The sequence below is a fragment of the Halobacillus locisalis genome, from assembly GCF_013694105.1.
Taxonomy (GTDB): Bacteria; Bacillota; Bacilli; order Bacillales; family Halobacillaceae; genus Halobacillus; species Halobacillus locisalis.
This window is the reverse complement of sequence record NZ_JACEFG010000003.1, coordinates 680,752-704,922: the sequence shown is the minus strand read 5'-3', so window position 1 is coordinate 704,922 and position 24,171 is coordinate 680,752. Positions and strand designations below refer to the sequence as shown.

The window sequence follows — 24,171 nt, the reverse complement described above, 5'->3', positions numbered from 1 at the left end:
CAGCTCGCTTCCCGCGCTCGACTTGCATGTATTAGGCACGCCGCCAGCGTTCGTCCTGAGCCAGGATCAAACTCTCCATAAAAGTTGAAGTTTGACTTGCTCATTTGCACACCGAATGTGCTTGTTTGAATTCCTTCTATAGTAGAAAGAATATCTTGACGTACTGGTTGGTTCGTTCAGTTTTCAAAGATCAAAATGTATGTGCTGTTCAAAACAGCGACTCAATTAGTATATCATGTTTTGTTGTTTTAAGTCAACAACTTTTTTCATGATGTTTTTTTGTGTTTCTTGCTTGTCGTTTTTGCGACTTTACTAATATACCATGTTGTTTTTGTAAAAGTCAATGACTTATTTAAAAAGTATTTCAGCTTGTCTGCTCGACTTGCCGTCGTCTCTCAACGCGACGTTTAATAATATAGCATGCTTTTGAAACTATCGTCAATAGTTTTATATAAAAAAACATCCCTTTCTCTATATAAGCTTAGAAAAAGGAATGGCAGGTAAAGTGAGAACCACACCAGTGTAAGACTTCACGCCCACTCATGGTTACAAACTGTCCATTATTTCGATAAGACTTTTAAAGTTGCATGGCATTTTCTACTGGTTTATAGGTGCGGTGATAAATACCTTCCCCTTTGGTTTCCTGCAGCACAACTTCTATAATCTTATTTTCAACTAAGTATTCTATCATCGAAGATAGATCAAGAATGTAGTCTTGAATGCCCTCGTGATTCTTCAGCTCCCCGAAGGTCCAAGGTTCTTCCCTTTCATTCATCAGTTGAAGGAGGTGTCTTGCGCTAGACAAGGAGCGCTTGCTGATTGCATGCTCTACAGCAATGATCATCAACTGAATACGTTTGTCTGTCGGTTCACTACTTTCTATTAACTCTTCATATAACTTGTAGATCTCCGGCTCAATTCTGCGCACTTGATTCCATACCGTCACCTCTGGATGGAAGCCCTTTTCAATAATAGCTAGTCTGGCTAAGTAATGAAGAGAACGGACCATCTGACTAAACGAATCCAAGTACTGTTCAGAATCATAAAGATCTTTTGCTTCTGTATAACTCCTGATCAGCTTGGAAAATTCAATCCCCTTTTTCAATTCCCTCGTTGGTTGTGGAAATGTTCTAAGACGATCTTTTAAATTCGTAACATATTCATTGCGCTCGAAAATGACAGAACCATTGATCACCCATTCGACAGCACGGCGATATGAGCTCGTATCAATCCAATGCTGCAAGAGATCTTCATTTACAATATGCATGGCAGCGGATTTGTTATCAAATTCATAGTGCTTTACGTACCAATCTTCTTGCGGTTCTTTCACAATAATGAAAAGAATCACATCGAAATTATCCGTAACTGGACTGATTGGTTTCTTTTTCTCTAAAATCAAAATACCCTGCGTGTTACTCTGACTTGCACGTTCTTGATAGATCGGACGTAGTAGATCTTCCATGTCTAGCTCCCCCACATTCTAATTCAGTTCTTTGTGTGTATTCGATATTTTTTCACAAAATCCTTTTTTCCGTCGATATTTGTATGTACTAAATATGCTATACTACCTTATAGGATAGTAAGGAGGGACCTTCGTGGCTTTAAAATATAGTAGTAAGATCAACAAAATCCGTTCCTTTGCTTTTTGGCTTATCTTCGGCGGGATCGGCGTAATGTATATTGGCCTCCTGTTCAAAGATACAACTTGGCTCATGGCTTTGTTCATGATTTTAGGCATGGGTTTCGTAGGTTTGAGTACAGTCGTTTATTTCTGGATAGGAATGCTTTCAACGAGAACCATTCAAATTGTCTGCCCGTCTTGCGAGAAACCGACAAAGATGCTTGGTCGTGTCGATGCGTGTATGCATTGTGATCAACCATTAACGATGGATAAAACACTTGAAGGTAAAGATTTTGATGAAAAATATAATAAGAAACGTTACAAAAAAGAAACAACAGAACAATCTTAACAAAGGAAAGGTCCGCTTCCACTGAGCGGGCCTTTTTTTATACTATTCTTCTTTAATGAAGAATACGGGTTTTGAGGTGTCCTGAAGATTATGTATTTAAACGAGAGAGAAATAGAAATAAAAAAACTGAAAGCGCAATGCTTTCAGTTTAGTGAGTATTTTCCTTTTGACAATCAGAGCACGTTCCATACACTTCCATGCGATGATGACTTACGTTAAATCCAGTCACCTGTTCAGCTAATGATTCAACTTCGTTAAGACTTGGGTAGTGAAAGTCAACAATCTTACCGCATGATTCGCAAATGATGTGATAGTGGTCTGTCGTATTACAATCAAAGCGGCTGGACGAATCTCCATAGGTGAGCTCACGGACAAGACCGATTTCACGGAACACTCTCAAATTGTTGTACACCGTTGCCACACTCATGTTTGGAAATTTACTTTCTAATGCTTTGTAAATCTCATCAGCTGTAGGGTGAGTCATAGAATTCAGTAGGTATTCAAGCACCGCATGACGCTGTGGTGTGATTCTCACCCCAGATCCTTTCAATGTATCTATGGCGTCTTGGAGTCGATGATCAGACACGGTCATGCACCTCGCTTTCATGAACTGATTCTTGATTTATAATATTATTAAATTAGAATCCTTATAAATAGTGTAACCTGTTTGTAATTCTGTTGTCAATCTTAAGACAAAGCGGTTTTATTCCTTCTATTATACGTCAGGGTTCAGCGTTGTTTCTGTCCCTCCGACACTTTTATTCACATACCGTGCCGCTACAAATAGTAAATCAGAAAGACGGTTTAAGTAAGAAACCACATACGGGTTATCGATTTCGTCTCCAAGTCCCACAGCTGAACGCTCGGCTCTGCGCACGACTGTACGAGCAAAATGGAATCCAGCAGATGCCTGGTGACCTGATGGTAAAATGAAGTTTTTTAATGGAGGAAGTTCTTCATCCCATGCATCAATCGAACGTTCGAGTCCGTCAATGTGCTCTTTCTTCAACTCCCATTGCACTTCTTTGCCTTTTGGTGTAGCCAATTCCGCCCCCACGTGAAAAAGGATCGTTTGGATCTTTTGCATATCATGCATGAACGATTCTTTACCTTCCCATTCTTCACCTTTCAAGTGACTTAAGGCAACACCAATGGCCGAATTCGCTTCATCACACGTTCCATAAGCATCCACACGCAAGTCGTCTTTTGACACACGTTGACCATAAATAAGCGACGTTTGTCCTTTATCTCCAGATCTAGTGTAAATCCTCATCTTTAATACCCCCGTTTAAGATCAATGATATTGATAAGTTCCCCTTCTCCCGTTACATATGCATGCAAATTGTCCTCAAACACATCGAACGCCCGAGGAACATAATGTGGCGATATGCCTGATAAGTGTGGAGTGATGGTCACTCGTTCCTCCTCCCAAAGTGGGTGATCAGCAGGCAGTGGTTCCTCTTCAAATACATCTAGAACAGCGTGTGCAACCTTTCCTTTTCTTACTGATCGTAATAGGACGTCAGTCGAAACCAAATCTCCGCGCCCCATGTTTAAGAAGACAGCATGATCCTTCATTCTCTCAAAATGATCATCGTTCAAAAGATGAACCGTTTCTTTTGTGCTCGGGAGAACAGACACGATGAAATCGCCACGACTCACTACATCCATTAATTGCTCTGTTTTGTACGTTTCATCAAAGTGAGGCTTATCTGTTCCCGTTTTGGATACCCCTATGGTCTCCATATGAAACGCTTTGGCTAGGCGAGCCACTTCTTGGGCAATCGCTCCCGTTCCTAACACAACCATCGTACGTTCTCCGATTTCTGTCATCCGTGGCTTTCGGTTCCAATCATGATTCTTCTCCTGCTCTAGTAACACTTTCGCTTGCCTGGACACTTGAAGAAGCATAGAAATCGCGTACTCAGCCATAGGTTTCGCGTGGATCCCTCTGACGTTCGTTACTAGAATGCCTCGCTCTCTTATTTCTTCGAACGGCATTCGGTCCATCCCTGCTGACAGGACCATAATCCACTTTAATTTCTCTGCCATGTTCAAGTGCTTAGGCGTCAGGTCTTCTCCATATGTAAGGAAAATATCTGCTTGGGCTAAATAAGACTCTGCTTCTTCCATGCCATGACAAAACGTAAAGTCCACATCTGAAAACCTCTCAGTCAGCCGGTGTTTGATTTCTTCTGGTACACGCTTAATCGCTGATACTACGTTCACGAGTCAGGTCCCTCCTTCATTTCTTACGTAATAAATAAACCATAGCCCCGGTTTGGGCTATGGTCGGTCTCTGCTACTGAAGGTTTTCACGAATGTATTCTAGTGCAGATTCCACATGGCCATCTACCTTAACTTTGCGATATTCCTCCGCAAGATTTCCATCTTTATCAATGATGAATGTGGATCTTTCGATGCCATAATATTCTTTTCCAAAGTTTTTCTTCAACTTCCAAACACCATATTCTTCTGAGACCTGATGATCTTCATCAGCTAATAAAAGGAATGGAAGTTCATGTTTGTCGATAAATTTCTTGTGGGATTCTACGGGATCAGGACTAACACCCAGGATGACCGCATCTAAATCAGCAAAGCTTTCGTGATGATCGCGGAAGTCACATGCTTCCGTCGTACAACCTGGTGTCATATCTTTCGGATAGAAGTATAAGACCACGTTTTTGCCTTTATAGTCTGATAAAGATACGTGTTCCCCGTTGTTGGCTGGTAATGTAAACGTTGGTGCTTGTTTTCCTTTTTCGATAGACATGTAAGAGATCCTCCTTCATTGGTTTCTCTTATTATGCTACCTCATCTGAGAATAAACTTCCAATATCAATGATCCTCTTTATAACTTTGCCACACTTTCGCTACGAGCGCTGCAGGTAGAGTGTAGCCGATCATGGCTTCGACGAGGGCAATCCAGCGTCCGACACCAACCGGAATCATGTCTCCGTAACCTACAGTAAATAGAGTTACTCCACTAAAATAGATGCTCCGTGCCATTTCATGCATCCAATCGAGCGGACGATCATTCAAAGATTCTTGATATACGGTAACGCCTTGTTCAATAAGAACGAAATAGATGATACCGAAACCAATCAATACGATTGTGTACAAAAGTAACAAGGATATAAATAATTGAAAGGAAAAAATCTGATGCTCGAATTCCAAAGATGTGAACATGTGACGCAACGCTCCAGCAATAAGTGCTAGACAAAGAGCAGATACGATAACCATCAGCATATAGATGCCTCCTTCAGTCAAGGCGATCCCTCACTGTTTTTGTATGCTTGTCTCCATCCGTTTATGATTTCCGGTTTTTTTATAGGAACGGGCGAATGCACACCCCCCATCCTCCTATGGTGCATAGGATACAGTAAACCAAGTGAAAGGGGGGATTATGAATGAGTTACGGATATGGTGGCGGATTCGCGCTGATCGTTGTTCTTTTCATCCTTCTAATCATCGTTGGTGCAGCGTTTGTGTACTAAGTAATTCTTAAGCTGCCGTTGAAAACCCGGCATGCTCTTTTCTTACGTAAACGAACCATGTACAATGCATGAGGCGAAACATGAAAGCTCTCTCCTTTAATAGGGGAGGGTTTATTGTTTGGACAAGCTCACTCGTGTTTGCCCAGCATGCTACAATAATAAAGAATGCACGAAATAGGAGGTCTACTCATGAATCACACAAAATCTGAACAGTTATATAATGAGGCAACTGAGCACATTGTCGGTGGAGTCAACTCCCCTTCCCGCGCTTATAAAGGTGTCGGTGGAGGAACGCCAGTCTATATGGATCGCGCAGAGGGGTCCCGCTTCTTTGACGTGGACGGCAACGAGTACATCGATTACTTAGGTGCATACGGCCCAATCATTACCGGTCATGCTCACCCACACATCACCGAGGCCATTACAAAAGCCGCTCAAACAGGCGTCCTATATGGAACGCCAACCGTACTTGAGAACCGTTTTGCCAAAATGTTGAAAGATGCCATTCCATCGTTAGATCGAGTTCGGTTCGTCAATTCTGGTACAGAAGCTGTCATGACAACAATCCGGGTTGCACGTGCCTATACAGGGCGAAACAAGATCATCAAATTTGCGGGCTGCTACCATGGTCATTCTGATTTGGTATTGGTCGCTGCAGGTTCTGGACCATCTACACTTGGGACTCCTGACTCAGCAGGTGTACCAGCTTCCATTGCTCAAGACGTGATTACGGTTCCTTTCAATGATATCGAACCGTTCAAAGAGGCATTGGATCGTTTCGGTGATCAAATTGCAGGTGTATTGGTAGAACCGATTGTAGGGAACTTCGGAATCGTAGAACCTAATTCAGGCTTTCTGGAAGACGTTAATCGATTGACCCACGAGGCAGGAGCTCTTGTCATTTACGATGAGGTCATCACAGCTTTCCGCTTTACTTATGGAAGTGCACAGCAACTACTTAATATCGAACCTGATATGACAGCTATGGGTAAAATTATTGGCGGTGGGTTGCCAATCGGTGCGTATGGTGGTCGTGCTGATATCATGGAACAAGTCGCGCCACTCGGCCCCGCCTACCAAGCAGGAACGATGGCAGGAAACCCTGCTTCCATGTCCGCCGGAATAGCTTGTCTTGAAGTATTACAAGAAGAAGGCGTTTATGAAGAGATGGACCGACTTGGTGCTCGTCTAGAAAACGGAATCCTCAAATACGCTGCGAAACATGATGTGCAGATTTCCATCAACCGTTTAAAAGGGGCACTAACGGTGTATTTCACCAATGAGAAAATCGAAAATTATGAGCAAGCAGAAAATACAAATGGGGACCAATTCGCTAAGTTCTTCCACTTGATGTTGGCTGAAGGTATAAACTTGGCTCCTTCTAAATATGAAGCTTGGTTCCTTACAACAGCCCACACAGATGAAGACATCGACCAAACGCTACAGGCTGTTGATCGTGTCTTTGCGAAAATGGCTGAACAACAATAACCTTAGTAAACCCTCTGACATCATAAGTTGGAGGGTCTTTTTTACACCTATCCCCTCCAAATAATCCAACTTATTCTAAAGGTTAGAATTTGAGACTTCTTGGTCCTCTACGTAAGTAAGAGCAGGGTGTGGTGGGAAATAACTCGCTTTCCTGCGGGGAAACCGCCGAGCCTGAGTCCTTTTTCCGCGGGAGTCTAGCCATTTCCCACCACACCCATCCAATATACTTATTCACTTATTCTGACCATTCATGGATGAAAAGAAACACGTCTGTCTTAATAAGCTGAGTTAATATCCGATAAATTGCCAATCTTGTCCGAATCGTAAGGGAATGTCCGATATACAGTATCACTTGTCCTGATTGTTTGGATAAATGTCCGAATCGGGGTGCGTTCATCTAATACATTCCGCTAGAATCGCATTTTTCACGGCCCCACTTTTCGGGGTGTTATTTCGAGAGACTATTTAGTTCCCCTCTACAAAACTCTCGAAATCAAGTCTTCCAGAATACTTCCATTCTTTTTGAGTTTTTTCATGGTAGCCATTGAAAAGTGAATCTGTCCATGCTATTATATATTTATAATTCTGAAAATTCCCACGAATTATGATCTTTGTTTCATTTCTTTCCCTTTTCATAGGTTTCAGTTTCATACTGATACCCCTCAAGCTCGTGCAATGATCGATTGCGCGGGCTTATTTTTTTGTTGTCCGCAACTTTTGTATTGAAAACAGAAAAAAATGGGTACGATTCTTATATACATCGGTTATAATGTGTTCATTGATGTTCATCAAGTGGACAGACTTTCAGAAGGATGATGTAGGTTATGAAGTTAGGCGCACGTATGATGAAGACGGGGTTAGCTGTCGGCATTGCTCTTTATATTGGTAATTTGTTCGGGTTCATTTCTCCCTTACTTGCTGCCATTGCCGTCGTTTTCTCCATCCAGCCATCGATTTACCGTTCGTATCAATCTATTATCGAACAACTACAAGGCAATACAATCGGTGCACTGATTGCTGTGGTCGGTGTATTCACTTTAGGTAACGATCCATTCATTGTCGGTTTTGCCATCATTATCGTAATCGCAATTACGACGACAATGAAAATGAACGAGAATACCATAGCACTTGCGGTCGTCGCTGTCATTGCTCTGATGGATACGACAGACCAAACCTTCTTATACTTCGGGTTTTCTCGTTTTTCTTCTATGATTCTTGGAATCTTAGCTGCTTTTATCGTGAACCTTGTTTTCTTACCACCAAGATACGAAACGCGGCTATTCAAGAAAATCGATCAAGCCACTACTGATATTCTGCAGTGGCTACGTGTTACGACGAGACAACTTTCCGATGAACCAGCACTAAAATACGAAATCACCCGTATTCAAGATGACATGCGCTGGGTAGATCATACATTTTTGTTGTATTCGGAGGAACGAACTTATTTCAAAGGTAACTTCTTTTCAAAAGGACGCAAGCTTGTACTGTTCCGTCAATTGATTACGACAACTAAAAAATCATTCGATGTCTTAAAAGCTTTTTATCGACTGGATCACAAAATCGAACAGATTCCGGAGGACTTCCAAGACGCAGTTGTAAGCGAATTAGACAAATTAGTCAATGCACACGAGAAGCTTGTTTTAAGCTTGAAAGGTCGAATTAAGCGGACACACAAACAATCATTAAGACAAATTGAGGAACCAGACATTCCTCTACTCGTCGATCGATTGATTCGTGTATATGAAGAGACGAACAATCCTGATAAGCTCGTGTTCTTACCACTCGCTTCTCAACTGATGGAGTATCACTATCAACTCGAGAAACTAAAACGATTGCTACAGAGTTATCAGAATCATCATCAGGATGATTACATTCAGACAACAGAAAAATAAGACCATAAAAAAGCTGTTGACCCGATAATGGGACAACAGCTTTTTTATTAAAGCTCTGTATATTCTTTTGGCGCATCATCTAATTGTTGCACCTGATAGAGATCATAATAATTCCCACGTTTATGCATGAGTTCATCGTGAGATCCGACTTCTACAATTTCACCATTCTCGATCAAAACAATCCGATGAGCATGGGTAATGGTTGAAAGCCTATGAGCTACAATGAATGTCGTTCGATCAGAGGCCAATCTCTCTAGCGCTCCCTGAATAAGACTTTCACTTTCCAAGTCAAGCGCTGACGTTGCTTCATCCAAAACAAGAAGTGGAGGATTTTTTAAGAAGACACGTGCAATCGCAACTCGTTGTTTTTGTCCTCCAGACAATTTCACTCCTCGTTCACCGACGAGTGTATCGTAACCTTTCGGAAGACTCGTAATAAAGTCGTGTGCATTAGCTGCCTTAGCCGCTTCGATCATTTCTTCATCTGTTGCCTCAGGATTCCCCATTTTAATATTCATGGCAATCGATTCGCTGAATAGAATGTTATCCTGAAGCACCATCCCGACTTTATCGCGCAATGAACGGGACTGAACATCACGTATATCTGTGCCATCAATCTTGATGCTACCACCCGTCACATCATAAAAGCGAGGAATAAGACTAATGAGCGTCGATTTACCTCCCCCACTCATACCGACAAAGGCAATCGTTTCTCCTTTTCGAACAGACAAGGAGACGTCTTTAAGGACCATTGGCTCGTCGTCATCATATTGGAAGCTTACTTGGTCAATATCGACATCACCATGAACCTCTTTCAATTCCTTCGCATCCGGTTTATCCACAATATCGTATTTCTCATCGACAAATTCGAAGACACGATCCATAGATGCAATGGATTGCGTGAGTACGGTAGCCGAGTTGACTAAACGACGCAAAGGGTTATAGACACGGTCCATATACCCGACGAATGCTACCATCGTACCGACAGTCAGTGAACCAGAAATCACTTGATATCCGGCAAAAGCAATTACTAACAAAGGAGCCAAGTCCGTAATCGTATTCGTCACGGAGTACGTGTACGCATTCCAATTCGTATGGACTAAAGCTTTATCAAGAAAGTTCTTATTCTGGACATCGAATTGTTCCTGTTCATGATCTTCTAGTGCAAAGCTTCTTGTGACGGGCACTCCTTGTACGCGTTCATGTAAATGTCCCTGTACTTGCGCTAATGCTTGTGAGCGATCTCGCGTCAATTTCCTCAAACGTGCGTAGAAGAACTTGACCGCAAACCCGTATAACGGGAAAAGGGCAATGGAAACCAGCGTCAGCCATACATTCATCGTAAGCATAATTATGACAGCAATGACTATGGTAAACATGTCTAACCAAATATTCATTAGTCCGGTAATGACGAACGTTTTCGTTTGTTCGACATCATGAATGACACGCGATATGATTTCCCCTGTTTTGGTTTTTGAATAAAACCGCAAACTGAGACGTTGAATATGATCGAATAATTTCTCACGAATATCGTACAGGATTTTACTCCCGATATATTGAGCTAAGTACTGCCGAATATATTCAACGGGAGGCCTTATAATCAAGAAGACAGCGAATGCTCCCCCCATGATCCATAACAGCTGTTCGAGCTTAGCCGAATCCGCCAATTCCGGAGCATTGATGATATCATCAATGACATATTTGATGATTAAGGGCATCAATAAAGGGATGGAAAACTTCACGATACCAATCAGAACCGTCAATATAATTTTGCCTTTGTACGGCTTTACAAAGTGCAAATATCTTTTAATACTACCCAAACAATCACCTTCTTTCTATAAAAACAAGGAAGCGCACTTTACTAAGTGCGCAGATGGAACAATGGTATTACCTAGCGATACGTTAAATAACGTTCGTACCACTGGTCGATGAACTCAGGTGAGAAAGGCCCCTTTCTCTGCCTTACCCATCGGATTAAGATATCCATGTTATTGTACAGGATTCTGTCCAATACATGAGGATAATTCATACGCTTTTTGTGGATTTCATATTCATCTTCATCCAAAATTTTGTACGTCATATCAGGGAAGACCTTAAGATCGAGGTCATAATCGATGTATTTAATCGCTCCCTCTTCAAAAACGAAAGGTGAGCTGATATTACAGTAATAATAGACACCATCGTTGCGAAGCATGCCTATAATATTAAACCAATATTTAGAGTGGAAGTAACAAATAGCCGGCTCCCTTGTAATCCATCGCCGACCATCACTCTCCGTAACGGTTGTCCGATCATTTGCTCCGATGATGACGTGTCTTGTGCCTTTAAGCACAGTAGAACTTTCCCACACACGGTGGAGTTGACCGTTATGCTTATAACTCTGAATTTCGATCCGTTTACCTGCCTCTGGGCCGGGCATGATATCCCCCTCCCTTGTATTATCCGTATGCCTTCTTATTATTATAACGACTATGACAAATGAATGAAACTAATTCATCCCATATCCTAAAAAACTCGAATGTAAGTTGCTCAGGTTTATCAAAATAAATCCCTGATTCTTTTCTCAGAATAAAAACGCAAAAAAAGAAGCCGCCCATAAATGGACGACTTCTTCGTTCGGGGGATTGATACAGGCTAATGAAACAGCCTGGACAAGCCACTCCAATTCAGGTTATTTTTTCTTAGCCTGAGATTGTTGGTTCTGCTCTTTCACGTGTTGAGCATCAGTCTGTGCTGCAAATTCAGCTCCATACTGTTGCTGTCCTTGACCTTGAGCAGCTTGTTGGTTTTTTTGTTTCACGTGCTGTTTGTCTGTACCAGCAGCTGTTTTGTTTTGTTTCGGTTGCTTAGCCATGTTTATCACCTCCGCAAAAACTATTGTGCGCAGGTTTTGATTTTTTAATCCTTCCTGTGGAAAGTTTTTTTGTAAATCTTACGTAACCACAATAAAGCGCCCTCTAAAAGAGGACGCTTTGAAAAGGCTGATTAGTTTGAAACACGTTTTGTACCGATGTAGCGAGGACCCCAGTAGCCACTAGAAAGGGAGCTGATTTCAATACCATTCGTTGATCCACTGTGAATGAATTGATTGTTTCCGATGTAAATTCCTGCATGGGAAGCACCTGGCTTGTACGTTTCAAAGAAAACAAGATCCCCTGGCTGACGGTTAGAGCTGCTTACTGTATCCATACGGTGATCCGCGTAAATGGATGCCACTGTTCTAGGTAGATCAACTCCTGCAGACTGATAAACATAGTTTAAGAATCCGCTGCAGTCAAATCCAGCTGGTGACGTTCCACCCCACACATAAGGCGTTCCGATATGACTTTTCGCTTCCTGAACCAATCCCGTGTTTGAAACAGCTGAATCGGTGGAAACAGATGGAGTAGAAGCACTTGTTGCTTTACCATTTACAGCTAGTTTCTGACCGGAATAAATGGCATTACTGGACAAGTTGTTCAAATCCTTAAGAGAAGCTACTGACATTCCATGCATCGTAGCGATAATCCATAGCGAATCTCCGCTTTGAACCGTATATGTATTTTCTCCCTCTTTGGCAGGAGACTTAGATAACGTGTTTGTTTGATCGTCACCTTTACTTACTACAAGGTTTTGACCTACATAGATTGTGTTGCCACTTAGATTGTTCCACGATTGGATTTCAGATACGGAAGCATCATATTTCGTGCTGATCTTCCATAGTGTTTCCCCAGCGCTCACTTCATGTTTTTGATCCGCAAATACTGTCGTTCCCCATAATGAAGCACCAATGATTGTTCCGCAAATCGCCGTCGCCAATTTTTTCTTATTCACTGTGAAAAACCCTCTCTTTATGTAATAAGTATCTATATAGTCTGTACTATGTAATCGATAATCTCTGATACTTATTATTCACATCTTGCACCAAATTGTAAATAGCCCGAATCTTCTACAAAACTTTACAAAAGGGTTTAAACACTTGATATGAAGGGAAATACCCGGTTTCATTACAATCAAATTACAAATGTGTTACATCCAAAATTTAGCGATAACTTATGCCAGATTTCCTCCTTTCACGTGTGTATGAAGCTCAAGATTCAGCACAAATTAAGAAGAAAGGAGGGATAGCATGTACGTAGGCAGGGATTTGTCACAATTAGTCATGGAGGCAAAAACAACGTGGAAAGAGAAGGAACTAGGCTACTTTCACTATGCATTATCTCAATCAGCTCCTTACTTAAATGCCGAAGGAGTAACCATGCTGAGGGAAATCAATGAGGAGATCAAGCGCCGAGGTGGTCTAGAACATAAAGAAGCTTCTTGGACCAACGGCACTCACCCCGTTATTGACTAATATATTTGTGTGCTTTTTGATGGGAAACAGGGAATGGATAGGCGCTCATTTCTTGTGGTGTTACAAACTGGGCACGCTCGTGATCGAGCTGTCCACCGACTACACGGGCTATGACGACTTCCATTTCCCAAATGAGATGAGAGAAAACGTGTTTGATTTGTTCAACAGGTTCTCCCCACTCTATTTTCAGACCGTATTCACCATAGAACCAATGCTTAGCCGCTTCATGGTCTAAATCCTCCAATGCGACCATTGGATACTGCCACAACGAAGCCAATAGTCCTTGACTCGGCCGCTGTTCAATCAGTACTTCCCCTGCGTCATTCTCAATGACCAACAACAAGTAAGGCACCTTTTTTTGCTTTTTCTTCGATGTTTTAACGGGAAGCTCCGTTTCTATCCCTTGTTCAAATGCACGACACTGGTCTTGGATCGGGCATAATAAACACGAAGGGTTTTTGGGTGTACATATCAACGCTCCAAGCTCCATCATTCCTTGGTTGAAAGAAGAAGGGTCTTCTTCGGAAATAAGCTCTCGAACCAATTGTTCAAACACTTTCCTCGTACTCGGCTTTGCGATGTCATCTTCAACATGCAGAATTCTTGATAGGACTCTCATCACATTGCCGTCTACGGCAGGCTCTGGCGTATCGTAGGCGATACTAAGGATGGCACCTTTCGTATAGGGTCCAACACCTTTCAATTCACCTAAGTCTTTAGGGTTATCCGGAACGACTCCATCATAATCTGCAACGACTTCTTTCACAGCGGTTTGCAAATTTCGCGCACGGGAATAGTATCCTAAGCCCTCCCACGCTTTAAGAACCTCTTGTTCGTCCGCTTCGGCGAGGCTTTTTGGGTCAGGGAACTTTTCCATAAAATGATTGAAATATGGGATGACCGTATCAACACGTGTTTGTTGGAGCATAATTTCTGATACCCATACCCTATATGGATCTTGGTTTTCTCTCCAAGGTAAAATCCGTTGTTCTTTCTTGAACCATTCGATGAGACTATTCTGAAATTGCGTTTTATTAAAATCGCTCAGAATGTCTTTCACTCGTTCTTGATTTTTCATGCATCATCATCCTTCGTGATAAACTACTATTGTACTGAAGTCCTGCTAGTCAAAGGAGGTATTGTAATGGACACTGGCACTCATGTTGTCATGGGGGTGGCTCTTGGTGGAATCGCGACATTAGACCCTGTCGTTCAACAAGACCCCATGCTTTTTAATGCAGTCCTCGTTGGGACACTAATTGGTTCTCAAGCGCCTGACTGTGACACGATTTTAAAATTAAAAAATAACGCCGTTTACATTCGTCACCATCGCGGCATCACTCATTCTATCCCGGCTGTGTTGCTTTGGGGGATCAGCATTCCAAGTATTATTTACTTATTTGCCCCAGAAGTAAACTATCTACACCTTTGGCTATGGACTTTCTTGGCTGTCATTCTCCATGTATTCGTGGACATATTCAACGCCTATGGCACGCAAGCCTATCGTCCATTCACAAAACGCTGGGTCGCTTATGGATTCATCAATACCTTTGACCCTTACATCTTTATTCTTCACATCGCCGGCATCGTAGCCTGGAACTTAGGCGCAAATCCTGGCTTGATGTGGTTGATCATCTACTTTGTCATTGCTCTGTACTACGTGAAACGGTATTTCGACAAACGAGAGCTTGTCAAAGTGATCCATGCCCACTTCGAGCATGTGGAACAAATCGCAACATCCCCGACTATTCAACAGAATATTTGGCGTATTGCCATCACAACACCAAGCCATTATTACGTGGGCCGCGCTGAAAATGGACACATCACCATTTTAGACGAGTTCATTAATAAACCGATCGACTATGAAGATCCTGTTGTTCAAAAAGCTTTGACCGACCATAATATTAAAGCTTTCCTTTCGTTCTCTCCAGTGTACCGTTATGAAATCAGCTACTATGATGAGTACACCGAAGTGCGGTTTATTGATTTACGTTATCGATCAAAAGGGCGTTATCCTTTTGTGGCTGTCGCTCAAATCGATGATGAGCACGGCGATGAGTTAACGATACTCAATTCGTACACAGGCTGGGTGTTCACTGAAGAGAAGTTACAAGACAAACTGAATATCGTTAAAGCTTAAATGGAAAACCGTGTTGCTAGTGAGCAACACGGTTTCTTTATTGTAACGGTCCTCTTTTATTCAATAACTCTTTATATTTGGGGTTCGTTGCAACAAATTCATGCAACCTCGGGCCATAGTTCTCTATCCATCTGCGTACGATCTGCTCGGTCACTTTTTTACCTTGGTAATCATGACCAGCCTTGGCATAGGTCGCCTCAAAATCTTCCCATAATAATTCAACCCATGTTCTTGCTTCTTCAATGGTCAATCGCTCATTTTTTTCATATAAAAGTTCAGCTAAATGCTGGTAGTGTTCTTGCATAATTCTGCTCACCTCATGTTTGATTTAGCAATGATTTCTGCCTCATTGTATCATATAAAGTGAACTTCGATCATTGGAAGGGCTTCTTCAACCTCCGCCCATTGTTAGTTGAACCGATCAAAACAATACGCACAGTATTTTGCCACTCCCTTTTTCTGTTTACCATTGAAGCTTGAAGCGGAAAAATTTACTGCAAGTTGCGGGGATAAAATCAGGATACGAACACAAACTAATCTTGTCTCCAAAAGAGACAGAGGAGGGTCTTCGATGCGAAACAAAGCCAAAAACTTTCCCAATGTTCACATGTCTCATGCTCCTGAAGATCAGAGTGAGTATCTAGCTAAAAAGCCGAACGGGAAGATCAACTTCAACCCGCAAGGAAGAGCTGCCCACTCGAGAGAGCGTGATATTAATCAAGTCGGGAGGAATGATCGTGGGTAAACGAGAATTTCTTGAAAAGAAAAATGCATTTGCTCAGCATCGAACGAACAAGCACTTAGCTCACCGCGTAAATGGTGAAACAGAGCAGACGCATTCCGAACAGATCACAGAAATCCAAGCACGAAAAAGAGGATAAATGTTCCTATACAAAAGGCGCACAACATGTGCGCCTTTTGGTTATGATAATTTCTCTCCAAGCATCGCGATCGGTAGAGCCTCATATTCTTCTCCAGCTATCATTTCACTCTCTACTCTTTCACCAGTCTTCGTTTGTCGATATCCCCACGCGAAGACGCCGTTCATATATACAATATAAAAGTCATGCTCAAGGTCGCCATCCAGTTTGTAGGTTTCCCCTCCACTGAAATCTTTCGGATTCATCATATAAGATTTCGCCATAATGATTTTTCTTTCATGAACGGCGTATTCGTTCACCATTCCCATTTGTTCCGCTTTCTGAGCTTTCTCTGTGAGTTGTGCCACTTCCTGACGAAGTTCTTCATAAGTGTAATCACTAAATCGTTTCTCCATACTTTTTCCCCTCTTCCTCTCTCTTTCTTTACATTTTATCAGTGTTTCGTCACAATATATATGGCTAAGCATAAGAAATGGAGGAGATCGAATGGGTAACGTTGTCATCACAGGAGCTGGAACAGGACTTGGACGTGCACTAGCTCATCAGTACGCTCGTAATCAACATCAAGTGTTCCTCTTAGGTCGAACAGAGAGAAACTTGTTACTCGTACAAAATGAAATTCAGCAAGATGGAGGTAATGCTGAAGTCATTATATGCGACGTAACAGAACCTGCATCCGTAACGGAGGCTCTACGTCAAGTTGATCAAATCGACATTGTCATCAACAATGCCGGTATCGGTGTATTTGGTAATCTCTTGGATTTAACACCTGAAGACATGGATTCTGCTCTCAACACAAATGTAAAAGGAACCATGTTGATGACGCAACTCGCCTTCCCTAAACTACGTGAAACCGGTGGACGTGTCTTGAATGTCATCTCAACAGCTGGACTTCGAGGAAAGAAGAACGAGAGCATTTATTGCGCTAGTAAATTTGCTGTACGTGGATTCACAGAGAGCCTCCATAAGGAGTGGGATAACGAACCCGTATCAGCGACCGCTGTTTACATGGGAGGAATGAACACACCATTCTGGAGTCAAACAGACCATGTGGATTCGCCAGAGCGCCTCAAAGGACCAGAGGGTGTCGCTGAACAAATCTTCAAAGAAGATGACGGCAGAGAATCCATTTATATTGATCGATAAAAAAGAGCCTTCTTTGAGAGGCTCTTTTTATAGGCTTCTTCACATACCTCCCCCACCACCAGATACAGCACGCTTCGCTCCATCTTTCTCTGCATCATGCCAACGTCTTCGGTTGGCAGCAGGTTCCTCCCCTTCCCATTTGCGAGGAGGATTCATTTTCTTCTTCTTAACATCCCTTCTTTTTATAAAAACGACAAGGACCATCACAAGTGGAATAACTACCCATCCCATTTGCAACCCTCCTTTATATCTAATACGAATCAACAGTCGTACCCGTTTCATCTACTCGAATTAAGATTGAAGACATTTATATGGAAGCGGCTCGCACAAAACATTTCTGACTGTTTAAATGCATAAAAAAAGCCGGGCATCGTGTGCCCGGCTTTTTCAAGAGATTACTCTCCTAGGTTTTCTTCTTTTGCTTTTGCTACAACTGCTTCAACAGCTTCTGCTTCGTCGGAACCTTCGGCTGTGAATTTGACTTCTGCACCCTTTGGAATACCTAGGGACATAACGCCCATAATGGACTTCATGTTTACGGCTTTGCCGTTGTACTCAAGGTTTACGTCTGATTGGAACTTCCCTGCTACTTGTACTAGAGAAGTTGCTGGGCGTGCGTGTACCCCGTCTGCTGCTGTAATCGTCATCGTTTGTTCTGTCATGATGATCTCTCCTTTATCCTTTTATTTCAATAATGTCTGGATCGTTGTGATTGACTTGACCAGAAGCTTTCACATGTACTGTTTGATTTTCTTGAAGATTTGTGAAAACAATCGGCGTTACGATAGATGGTGCATTATCTTTGACAAAGTCAAGATCCACTTCCATCAACGCTTGTCCTTGTTTCACTTCGTCTCCCTCTGAAATCATAGCTGTAAACCCTTCACCTTTCAAGCCAACCGTATCGATACCGATATGAATGAGGATTTCCATTCCATTGTCGGCTTCAAGCCCGATTGCATGTTTCGTCGGGAAGACATTCAATACTTTACCGTTGACCGGCGAAACAATCTTACCATCTTCCGGTTCAATTGCAAAGCCGTCGCCCATCATTTTGCCAGAGAAGACTTGGTCTGGTACTTCTGTGATTGGTAACACTTTACCTTTGATTGGGCTGACAAAAGCTAATTCACCATCTGTTACTGGAGCTTCTGCTTGCTTTTTGGCATTCGTCATTTCAGAAGCATCTTCTTGCGAACGCGGTGTTTTTCCATCCATGATGTCTTGCATTTGACCACGCAAGGAATCGGATACAGGTCCGAAGATGGCTTGAATATTATTTCCTACTTCCATCACTCCGGATGCACCTAATTTCTTCAGGCGGTTTTTGTTAACATCATCTTTATCGTTAACCGATACTCGGAGACGCGTAATACATGCATCTAGGTGGCTGATGTTCTCTTTTCCACCCATTGCTTCTAGAATTTCAAATGGCAGGTCTCCTACTTCTCCCTCGTCTTCGTCATCTTCAGCTTCATCTTCACGACCTGGTGTCGCTAGGTTGAATTTCAAGATCGCCCAACGGAATCCAAAGTAATAGATGACAGAGAAGACAAGCCCTACGATAATGACCCACCACCAGTCTGTACGGTTAGGTAGAACACCGAACAGGATGAAGTCGATCAAACCACCAGAGAACGTTTGTCCGATTTTCACACCAAGGATCTCCATGATCATGAAGGAGAAACCGGCAAATACAGCATGAATACCGAATAGTACTGGAGCAACGAATAAGAATGAGAATTCAATTGGCTCTGTAATACCTGTAAGGAAAGAAGTTAAGGCAGCGGATGCCATAATTCCTCCGACTACTTTTTTACGTTCTGGTTTAGCAGTGTGATAAATCGCAAGCGCAGCTGCTGGAAGTCCGAACATCATGAACGGGAACTTACCAACCATGAAGGTACCGGCTGTGAATTCCACACCATCTCTTAGCTGTGCGAAGAAGATTTGCTGGTCACCACGAATGATCTCTCCAGCTGCGTTCGTGTATGAACCGAATTCAAACCAGAATGGTGAATAGAAAATGTGGTGCAAGCCGAACGGAATCAAGGAACGTTCAATAACACCGAAGAAGAACGCAGAGATCGTTTGGTTCCCTTCAAGCATTAAGCGAGATAGGGCATTTAAACCACCCTGAGCATATGGCCAAACCCATAGCATGATAATACCTAAGAACAAGGCAGAGAATGCGGTCACAATCGGAACGAAACGCTTTCCTGCGAAGAACCCTAAAAACTGTGGTAACTCTATATTGAAGAACCTATTATACAGACTGGCTGCTAATATACCTACGATGATACCACCGAATACCCCTGTTTGAAGCGTAGGGATTCCGAGCACCATGGCGTAAGCCGGTTCAGACGTCATATCTGAAGTTACTCCTCCGAGTACACCCATGACGACATTCATAATCAGGTAACCGATGATGGCAGCCAAACCAGCTACACCATCTCCTTTCGCTAATCCAATAGCGACACCGACAGCGAATAATAGCGGTAAGTTATCAAATACGACACCACCGGCTTCCGCCATTACTTGAAGTAGTGTTTGCATCCACGGTACACCGAAGAATGGCACACGATCGACGAAGTCGTCTTGAGCAAAGCTTGTACCAAAGGCAAGCAAGATACCGGCTGCTGGTAGCAATGCTACGGGCGTCATTAACGCTTTACCTACTTTTTGCAATGTACCAAAAGCATTTTTGAACATGTTGTTTCCTCCTTTGTTTTTTGTGATTCAACAGTTATCCCAAATAGTCAGAAAAATAAAACGGTTACATTTACGAATGAAAGAGAAGCACCTCAGAGGGGCGCAAAATAAGTATTAGAACATAAAAAAGGCATGAGTATAGAAGATGGGGTTACGTAGAAAGAAGATACACTCCTCCCTAAGGTAACCAATTGATCTTCAAATACTCATGCCTGATCGTATCAGTAACACGTATGTTAAGATTTATGGGTTAACCGTTGCAAATGAATCGTTAAATAAATCGCTTCCGACTCATCTACAGGCTTTTTCAACTGTTTTTGCATCACTTTAATGAGTTTCCATGAAAGATTATAGCACACCGGGTACTCTTCTTTCAACATCTTAGCAAGTTTTATTTCGTCACCGACATGTTCATCTTCATGCACACGGTCAATGGCACGGTGCAAGTGTTGAACAAGTCGGTGATAATCCACACTGTTTTTATCGATCTGCATATTCATCGTATCTTCTACAAGAGAAACGAGTTGAGTAATCAATTGGTTATGACGATTGATTTCCCTTAACGTTTTGTCTGTTACAGCGCTATGAATATGAAGAGCGATGAACCCCACTTCTCCTTCAGGGAACTGAATGCCCATTTGGTCATAAATCATCGTTACAACTTCCATGGCAATTTGGTATTCCTTTGGATAAAGCGACTCAATCTCTAATAAGAAAGGGTTGGAAAACTGCATGCCTTGCTTCGCACGATTGATCGCAAAGGCAAGGTGGTCTGTCAAAGCAACGTGGATGTGTTGATTCAACTCTTGCCCCATTCTCATTTCAATATGGACGAGAACATCGTTCATGAAGTCAATGAGCCCTTCATCAATGTAGGGCAGCAAATTGACGTATTGTTCCTTTTCTTTCTCATTGCTTAATAGAAAAGTCTTATCCGCTTTACTGAACGAAATGTCATCGTCTTTTTTTCGATTGAACCCAATGCCCTTTCCGATAAGAACGACTTCTTCATAGGAAGGGTGTTCGGCAATGACAACATTGTTATTCAAGACTTTCTTTATTTTTACTTGTTGCTCCATCATTCGTCCCCCACTTACATACAAACCCCAATCATAAAGCGTTTGCAGTCTGCTCATAAGTATAATCCTATATCTCAAGCGAGTTTTTGACAAGTCGAGAATCTTAAAAACGTTACCGTTGTTTGAAAGCCTTTACGTCGTGTACAATCATTAAGTGTTCAAAATAGGGCTACTCACAAAGGAACTTTGTTCACGATCTTATTCGTGAACAGATTTCTATTTAACTGGAGAATAGACTTTTTGCGCCCTGAGGGCAGAAGTGTCATAGTCTTGTTGTGGGAGTTACCTCAAAAATTATTGTAGGATTAAACGTAGCAGAATAGAAAGGAGTCCATCCATGATAAAACTATTTGTAAGTGACCTTGATGGGACATTGCTAGGCATGGACCATTATATAAAGAATGAAGATGTAGATGCGATACGCAGAATGATCGACAAAGACATTCCCTTCACCGTAGCATCAGGTCGTATGGACCACGAAATCAAAGAGGTTTTAAAGCGTGTAGGAGTGAATGGACATCGTGTCAGCCAGAACGGAGCATTTGTATATGACTCTGAGGACGAACATATCCATTCGAAGACCTTTGACAAAGAATTAGCAACAAGTGTAATGCGTACAATCGAGAAGGAACCACTGATCAAAACGGTGTCTACAGCAGAAGAGACGTACACCGAACACCATAATAAGTGGATTGATATCATTTCAGAGCAACTTTTCCACGATATTATTGTAGACCCTACAATGCAGAGTCAGTTCGGTACAACGATTGTTCCTTCGAAAATTACACTCCACGGTCAGGAACAAGATATCATCGATGTTTACAATCGATTAGACCAGACCTTCGGTGAAGAAATTGACCGCTTCATTTCTCATGAAACGGCCGTAGATTTGATGCCGAAAGCGATTAATAAAGGTACCGGACTAAAGGCACTTATGGAGACGTTGAATATTCAACCTGACGAAATGGCCTGTGTAGGAGATTCCTTTAATGATATCGCCATGTTCGAATTGACCCCACACAGTTATGTGATGTCAACAGCTCATGAAGAGGTGACACAAAAGGCGTCTACAGTGGTCGATCACGTACATGAAGCCATCGAGGACTTAGAGAAAAAAGGTCTTCTATAATTTATATCAAGCTCCTTGCTCATAATGATAGAAAGGTCCGATGATCTAACATTTGGTTGGGTGCGGCGAAGACCCGAGACCCTCAATTGGATAAAGTCTATTAATATAAAAAAGCTGCTGACTATTTTCTGTCAGCAGCTTTTTCATTTTCCAATCGGTACAGTATTTCGTACGGCCTTACATAATAACTCTCCAGTGAGACCGCTACTTTCTCCATCGCATCCATTAAACGAACTTGAAAATGCTTCCGAGTTACCCAGTCATGTATGGTTTCTGGCGTAACCTTTTCAAACCTCACATCCCGCGTTTCACCAGGCTTTATCGTCGGTTCACCAGATACGTACTCTGCTGTAAAGACCATGCAGACCACCCCCATCGTGACATTCTGGTACACGCCTGAAACACCCTTGATCGAGATCTCAATTCCCGTCTCTTCCAACACCTCACGCCTTACGGCTCCTTCAAGCGTCTCGCCACATTCCATCCGACCACCTGGAATTTCAAAGGTATCATCACGGTGTTCGTTCTTAACCAGCAATACCTCCCCATCTCCATTCGTTATGTAAGCAGCCACAGAAACAATGTGTTTAGGAAAATGGTATTCACCTGTTGCTTCGATGAAGTCTACTCGTTCTTCCACGAAGAGGTCCTGCAACTCTTCGCGCCTTTGCCTAGCTTTTTTATAGAGTTCCGATTGTTTTACTTTTTCCTCGATTCTTTTATATTCTTCATAAGAATCATACTCCCATATGGACGTCACTTCATCACGGTTCATCGTTGTAAATCTTCCAACAATTCTCGCCCCATGACCTAAATGGTTAGGTAAAATATACGTATGAAAAAATTGTGTGAATTGCTCGTACTGATCAGGTTCTAATTGATAGGTCCTGCGTTGATAAATCATATAGGGTACCTCCGACGAATATAGTGCTTATATCACAGTCAATAGTATACACGAAACTCCCATTAAGATGGGAGTCAAAGCTGTGCTTTATGTTTTTTTTGATACTCCTTACATATTTTTATGAAAGAACAAAGATTACTCTTCCACGTATTCTTCAAGGAATCGATCAATCAACTCAAATGGGAACCCTTTTCGATATAGACTCGCCTTGATTTTTTGTTTCATGTCATGACCTTCTGCTTTCCGCTCAAATTTCCGAATGAGTTTCTCTCCTTGAAAGACGACCGCTTCCCACTCTGCATCTTCCTTTTCATCATCTGGTAAATTTGAGAGTACTTCTTGTACGATATCACCAGTAAAGCCCTTCTGCATCAACGTCTGCTGAACATTTTGAAACTGTTGTCGGTAGGATTTCTTTCGATCATTCTTCATTTTCTTTTCAGCGAATTTCATCGCTTTTTCATATTGTTGATCAAATGTGTAGTGATTCAAGGCCTCTTCTGCTTCACTTGCCGTAACCCCTTTCTCAATTAGTTCCTTTTTCAAAAGCAGCGGTCCTTTGCTTGATGTCATCACTCTTGTTCTCACTAAAGAATTCGCAAATTCCTGATCATCTAATAATTTTTCCTTATGTAGACGATTCACAATTTCATCAATATGCTCTGGCTCTATTTCTTTATCTTTTAAATACGTACGAATTTCTTTCTCAGAACGCATTCGATAGCTTAAGTAATTGATTGCTTGGGTATATGATTTATGAATGGTATCTGTTCTAATGAGCGCTTCTATCGTGGGCTCATCCAATTCCATTCCTTTTTGAAGCCGATATTTAACGAGTACATCAGCATCCACACTAAACCCATAGCTCTCCCCTTCTCCGTGGTCTAAATAAATATTAAAACGATTTTTATTCTTTTTTTGTGTAGTAATTCGAGTTAGTTTAGCCAATACCTTCACCCCTTTTCACTCATTGTACCTTTTAACATGAACGGGGTCACGG

29 protein-coding genes and 1 rRNA gene are annotated in these 24,171 nt (G+C 42.1%); 10 read left to right on the top strand and 20 right to left on the bottom strand.

Translation table 11 applies throughout. The features are described from left to right. Positions 1 to 82: ribosomal RNA gene (locus H0266_RS16830) — 16S ribosomal RNA — on the bottom strand; the annotation flags it as partial. Positions 83 to 577: 495 nt separating this feature from the next. Next, positions 578 to 1,462, bottom strand: a complete 885-nt coding sequence (locus H0266_RS16825) for a nucleotidyltransferase-like protein (protein WP_181473578.1) — start codon at positions 1,460 to 1,462, stop codon at positions 578 to 580. 133 nt (positions 1,463 to 1,595) lie between these two features. Between H0266_RS16825 and H0266_RS16820 the strand changes: the two genes are divergently transcribed. Continuing rightward, positions 1,596 to 1,970, top strand: coding sequence for a DUF2614 family zinc ribbon-containing protein (locus H0266_RS16820; protein WP_181473577.1), 375 nt, complete (start codon positions 1,596 to 1,598; stop codon positions 1,968 to 1,970). 148 nt (positions 1,971 to 2,118) lie between these two features. Here H0266_RS16820 and perR read toward each other — a convergent pair whose 3' ends face one another. From perR to H0266_RS16795, 5 genes are all read right to left on the bottom strand, one after another. Continuing rightward, positions 2,119 to 2,562: a peroxide-responsive transcriptional repressor PerR gene (perR, locus tag H0266_RS16815; protein ID WP_181473626.1), complete on the bottom strand. Its 444-nt coding sequence runs from the start codon at positions 2,560 to 2,562 to the stop codon at positions 2,119 to 2,121. Between the two features lie 123 nt (positions 2,563 to 2,685). Continuing rightward, complete coding sequence (locus tag H0266_RS16810) at positions 2,686 to 3,243, bottom strand: cob(I)yrinic acid a,c-diamide adenosyltransferase (protein WP_181473576.1); 558 nt, start codon at positions 3,241 to 3,243, stop codon at positions 2,686 to 2,688. A gap of 2 nt (positions 3,244 to 3,245) precedes the next feature. Next, the gene (locus tag H0266_RS16805) at positions 3,246 to 4,199 is read right to left on the bottom strand and encodes an NAD(P)-dependent oxidoreductase (protein ID WP_181473575.1); all 954 of its coding nucleotides are present in this window, start codon (positions 4,197 to 4,199) and stop codon (positions 3,246 to 3,248) included. 73 nt (positions 4,200 to 4,272) lie between these two features. After that, positions 4,273 to 4,743 carry a thioredoxin-dependent thiol peroxidase gene (gene bcp / locus H0266_RS16800; protein ID WP_181473574.1) on the bottom strand — a complete coding sequence of 157 codons (471 nt, stop codon included), beginning with the start codon at positions 4,741 to 4,743 and terminating at the stop codon, positions 4,273 to 4,275. 65 nt (positions 4,744 to 4,808) lie between these two features. Continuing rightward, a complete protein-coding gene (locus tag H0266_RS16795) occupies positions 4,809 to 5,219 on the bottom strand; it encodes a potassium channel family protein (RefSeq protein ID WP_181473573.1) in 411 nt (136 codons plus the stop codon). A 161-nt stretch (positions 5,220 to 5,380) separates the two neighbouring features. Between H0266_RS16795 and H0266_RS16790 the strand changes: the two genes are divergently transcribed. The 3 genes from H0266_RS16790 to H0266_RS16780 all read left to right on the top strand — a co-directional run bounded on the left by H0266_RS16790 (position 5,381) and on the right by H0266_RS16780 (position 8,847). Next, on the top strand, positions 5,381 to 5,467 hold the full coding sequence (locus H0266_RS16790; protein WP_074735040.1) for a YjcZ family sporulation protein: 87 nt from the start codon (positions 5,381 to 5,383) through the stop codon (positions 5,465 to 5,467). Between the two features lie 189 nt (positions 5,468 to 5,656). Beyond that, entirely contained in the window at positions 5,657 to 6,955 is a 1,299-nt protein-coding gene (locus tag H0266_RS16785; protein WP_181473572.1) for a glutamate-1-semialdehyde 2,1-aminomutase, read from the top strand. An 824-nt stretch (positions 6,956 to 7,779) separates the two neighbouring features. Next, positions 7,780 to 8,847, top strand: a complete 1,068-nt coding sequence (locus H0266_RS16780) for an FUSC family protein (protein ID WP_181473571.1) — start codon at positions 7,780 to 7,782, stop codon at positions 8,845 to 8,847. Positions 8,848 to 8,894: 47 nt separating this feature from the next. Here H0266_RS16780 and H0266_RS16775 read toward each other — a convergent pair whose 3' ends face one another. The 4 genes from H0266_RS16775 to H0266_RS16760 form a co-directional block, all read right to left on the bottom strand. Continuing rightward, a complete protein-coding gene (locus H0266_RS16775; RefSeq protein WP_181473570.1) occupies positions 8,895 to 10,667 on the bottom strand; it encodes an ABC transporter ATP-binding protein in 1,773 nt (590 codons plus the stop codon). Between the two features lie 71 nt (positions 10,668 to 10,738). Then, positions 10,739 to 11,266, bottom strand: coding sequence for a nucleoside tri-diphosphate phosphatase (gene ntdP, locus H0266_RS16770; RefSeq protein WP_181473569.1), 528 nt, complete (start codon positions 11,264 to 11,266; stop codon positions 10,739 to 10,741). A gap of 252 nt (positions 11,267 to 11,518) precedes the next feature. Next, the gene (locus H0266_RS16765; protein ID WP_181473568.1) at positions 11,519 to 11,701 is read right to left on the bottom strand and encodes a gamma-type small acid-soluble spore protein; all 183 of its coding nucleotides are present in this window, start codon (positions 11,699 to 11,701) and stop codon (positions 11,519 to 11,521) included. A gap of 131 nt (positions 11,702 to 11,832) precedes the next feature. Continuing rightward, positions 11,833 to 12,660 (bottom strand): NlpC/P60 family protein, encoded by an 828-nt coding sequence (locus H0266_RS16760; RefSeq protein WP_181473567.1) that lies wholly within the window; start codon positions 12,658 to 12,660, stop codon positions 11,833 to 11,835. A gap of 295 nt (positions 12,661 to 12,955) precedes the next feature. Here H0266_RS16760 and H0266_RS16755 point away from each other — a divergent pair, with 295 nt between their 5' ends. Beyond that, positions 12,956 to 13,180 (top strand): cytosolic protein, encoded by a 225-nt coding sequence (locus H0266_RS16755; protein WP_181473566.1) that lies wholly within the window; start codon positions 12,956 to 12,958, stop codon positions 13,178 to 13,180. Here H0266_RS16755 and mutY read toward each other — a convergent pair. Further along, a complete protein-coding gene (gene mutY, locus H0266_RS16750) occupies positions 13,170 to 14,258 on the bottom strand; it encodes an A/G-specific adenine glycosylase (RefSeq protein ID WP_181473565.1) in 1,089 nt (362 codons plus the stop codon). The two genes, H0266_RS16755 and mutY, sit on opposite strands and share 11 nt — an antisense overlap. A gap of 66 nt (positions 14,259 to 14,324) precedes the next feature. Between mutY and H0266_RS16745 the strand changes: the two genes are divergently transcribed. Further along, the gene (locus H0266_RS16745; protein WP_181473564.1) at positions 14,325 to 15,320 is read left to right on the top strand and encodes a metal-dependent hydrolase; all 996 of its coding nucleotides are present in this window, start codon (positions 14,325 to 14,327) and stop codon (positions 15,318 to 15,320) included. 37 nt (positions 15,321 to 15,357) lie between these two features. Here the strand turns inward: H0266_RS16745 and H0266_RS16740 are convergent, their stop codons facing one another. Next, entirely contained in the window at positions 15,358 to 15,624 is a 267-nt protein-coding gene (locus H0266_RS16740) for a YfhJ family protein (RefSeq protein WP_181473563.1), read from the bottom strand. Between the two features lie 267 nt (positions 15,625 to 15,891). On the opposite strand from H0266_RS16740, the gene sspK reads away from it, so the two are divergent. Both sspK and H0266_RS16730 read left to right on the top strand, forming a co-directional pair. Further along, positions 15,892 to 16,065, top strand: a complete 174-nt coding sequence (gene sspK, locus H0266_RS16735) for a small acid-soluble spore protein K (RefSeq protein WP_181473562.1) — start codon at positions 15,892 to 15,894, stop codon at positions 16,063 to 16,065. After that, on the top strand, positions 16,058 to 16,201 hold the full coding sequence (locus H0266_RS16730) for a YpzG family protein (protein ID WP_343063320.1): 144 nt from the start codon (positions 16,058 to 16,060) through the stop codon (positions 16,199 to 16,201). Before sspK ends, H0266_RS16730 begins: the two co-directional genes overlap by 8 nt. 41 nt (positions 16,202 to 16,242) lie before the next feature. Here H0266_RS16730 and H0266_RS16725 read toward each other — a convergent pair whose 3' ends face one another. Continuing rightward, positions 16,243 to 16,596: a YfhH family protein gene (locus H0266_RS16725; protein ID WP_181473560.1), complete on the bottom strand. Its 354-nt coding sequence runs from the start codon at positions 16,594 to 16,596 to the stop codon at positions 16,243 to 16,245. 91 nt (positions 16,597 to 16,687) lie between these two features. Between H0266_RS16725 and H0266_RS16720 the strand changes: the two genes are divergently transcribed. Then, on the top strand, positions 16,688 to 17,347 hold the full coding sequence (locus tag H0266_RS16720) for an SDR family NAD(P)-dependent oxidoreductase (protein WP_181473559.1): 660 nt from the start codon (positions 16,688 to 16,690) through the stop codon (positions 17,345 to 17,347). A 39-nt stretch (positions 17,348 to 17,386) separates the two neighbouring features. Here H0266_RS16720 and H0266_RS16715 read toward each other — a convergent pair whose 3' ends face one another. The 4 genes from H0266_RS16715 to glcT all read right to left on the bottom strand — a co-directional run bounded on the left by H0266_RS16715 (position 17,387) and on the right by glcT (position 21,138). Next, positions 17,387 to 17,578 (bottom strand): hypothetical protein, encoded by a 192-nt coding sequence (locus H0266_RS16715; RefSeq protein WP_181473558.1) that lies wholly within the window; start codon positions 17,576 to 17,578, stop codon positions 17,387 to 17,389. 164 nt (positions 17,579 to 17,742) lie between these two features. After that, positions 17,743 to 18,009, bottom strand: a complete 267-nt coding sequence (locus H0266_RS16710) for a phosphocarrier protein HPr (RefSeq protein WP_181473557.1) — start codon at positions 18,007 to 18,009, stop codon at positions 17,743 to 17,745. 13 nt (positions 18,010 to 18,022) lie between these two features. Then, positions 18,023 to 20,059, bottom strand: a complete 2,037-nt coding sequence (gene ptsG, locus H0266_RS16705) for a glucose-specific PTS transporter subunit IIBC (protein ID WP_181473556.1) — start codon at positions 20,057 to 20,059, stop codon at positions 18,023 to 18,025. Between the two features lie 236 nt (positions 20,060 to 20,295). After that, on the bottom strand, positions 20,296 to 21,138 hold the full coding sequence (gene glcT, locus H0266_RS16700; RefSeq protein WP_181473625.1) for a glucose PTS transporter transcription antiterminator GlcT: 843 nt from the start codon (positions 21,136 to 21,138) through the stop codon (positions 20,296 to 20,298). Between the two features lie 337 nt (positions 21,139 to 21,475). On the opposite strand from glcT, the gene H0266_RS16695 reads away from it, so the two are divergent. After that, the gene (locus H0266_RS16695; protein ID WP_181473555.1) at positions 21,476 to 22,267 is read left to right on the top strand and encodes an HAD family hydrolase; all 792 of its coding nucleotides are present in this window, start codon (positions 21,476 to 21,478) and stop codon (positions 22,265 to 22,267) included. A gap of 121 nt (positions 22,268 to 22,388) precedes the next feature. Here the strand turns inward: H0266_RS16695 and H0266_RS16690 are convergent, their stop codons facing one another. Together H0266_RS16690 and recX are read right to left on the bottom strand one after the other, a co-directional pair. Continuing rightward, on the bottom strand, positions 22,389 to 23,171 hold the full coding sequence (locus tag H0266_RS16690; RefSeq protein ID WP_181473554.1) for an NUDIX domain-containing protein: 783 nt from the start codon (positions 23,169 to 23,171) through the stop codon (positions 22,389 to 22,391). A 135-nt stretch (positions 23,172 to 23,306) separates the two neighbouring features. Then, complete coding sequence (gene recX, locus H0266_RS16685; protein ID WP_343063319.1) at positions 23,307 to 24,128, bottom strand: recombination regulator RecX; 822 nt, start codon at positions 24,126 to 24,128, stop codon at positions 23,307 to 23,309. Positions 24,129 to 24,171 lie beyond the last annotated feature (43 nt).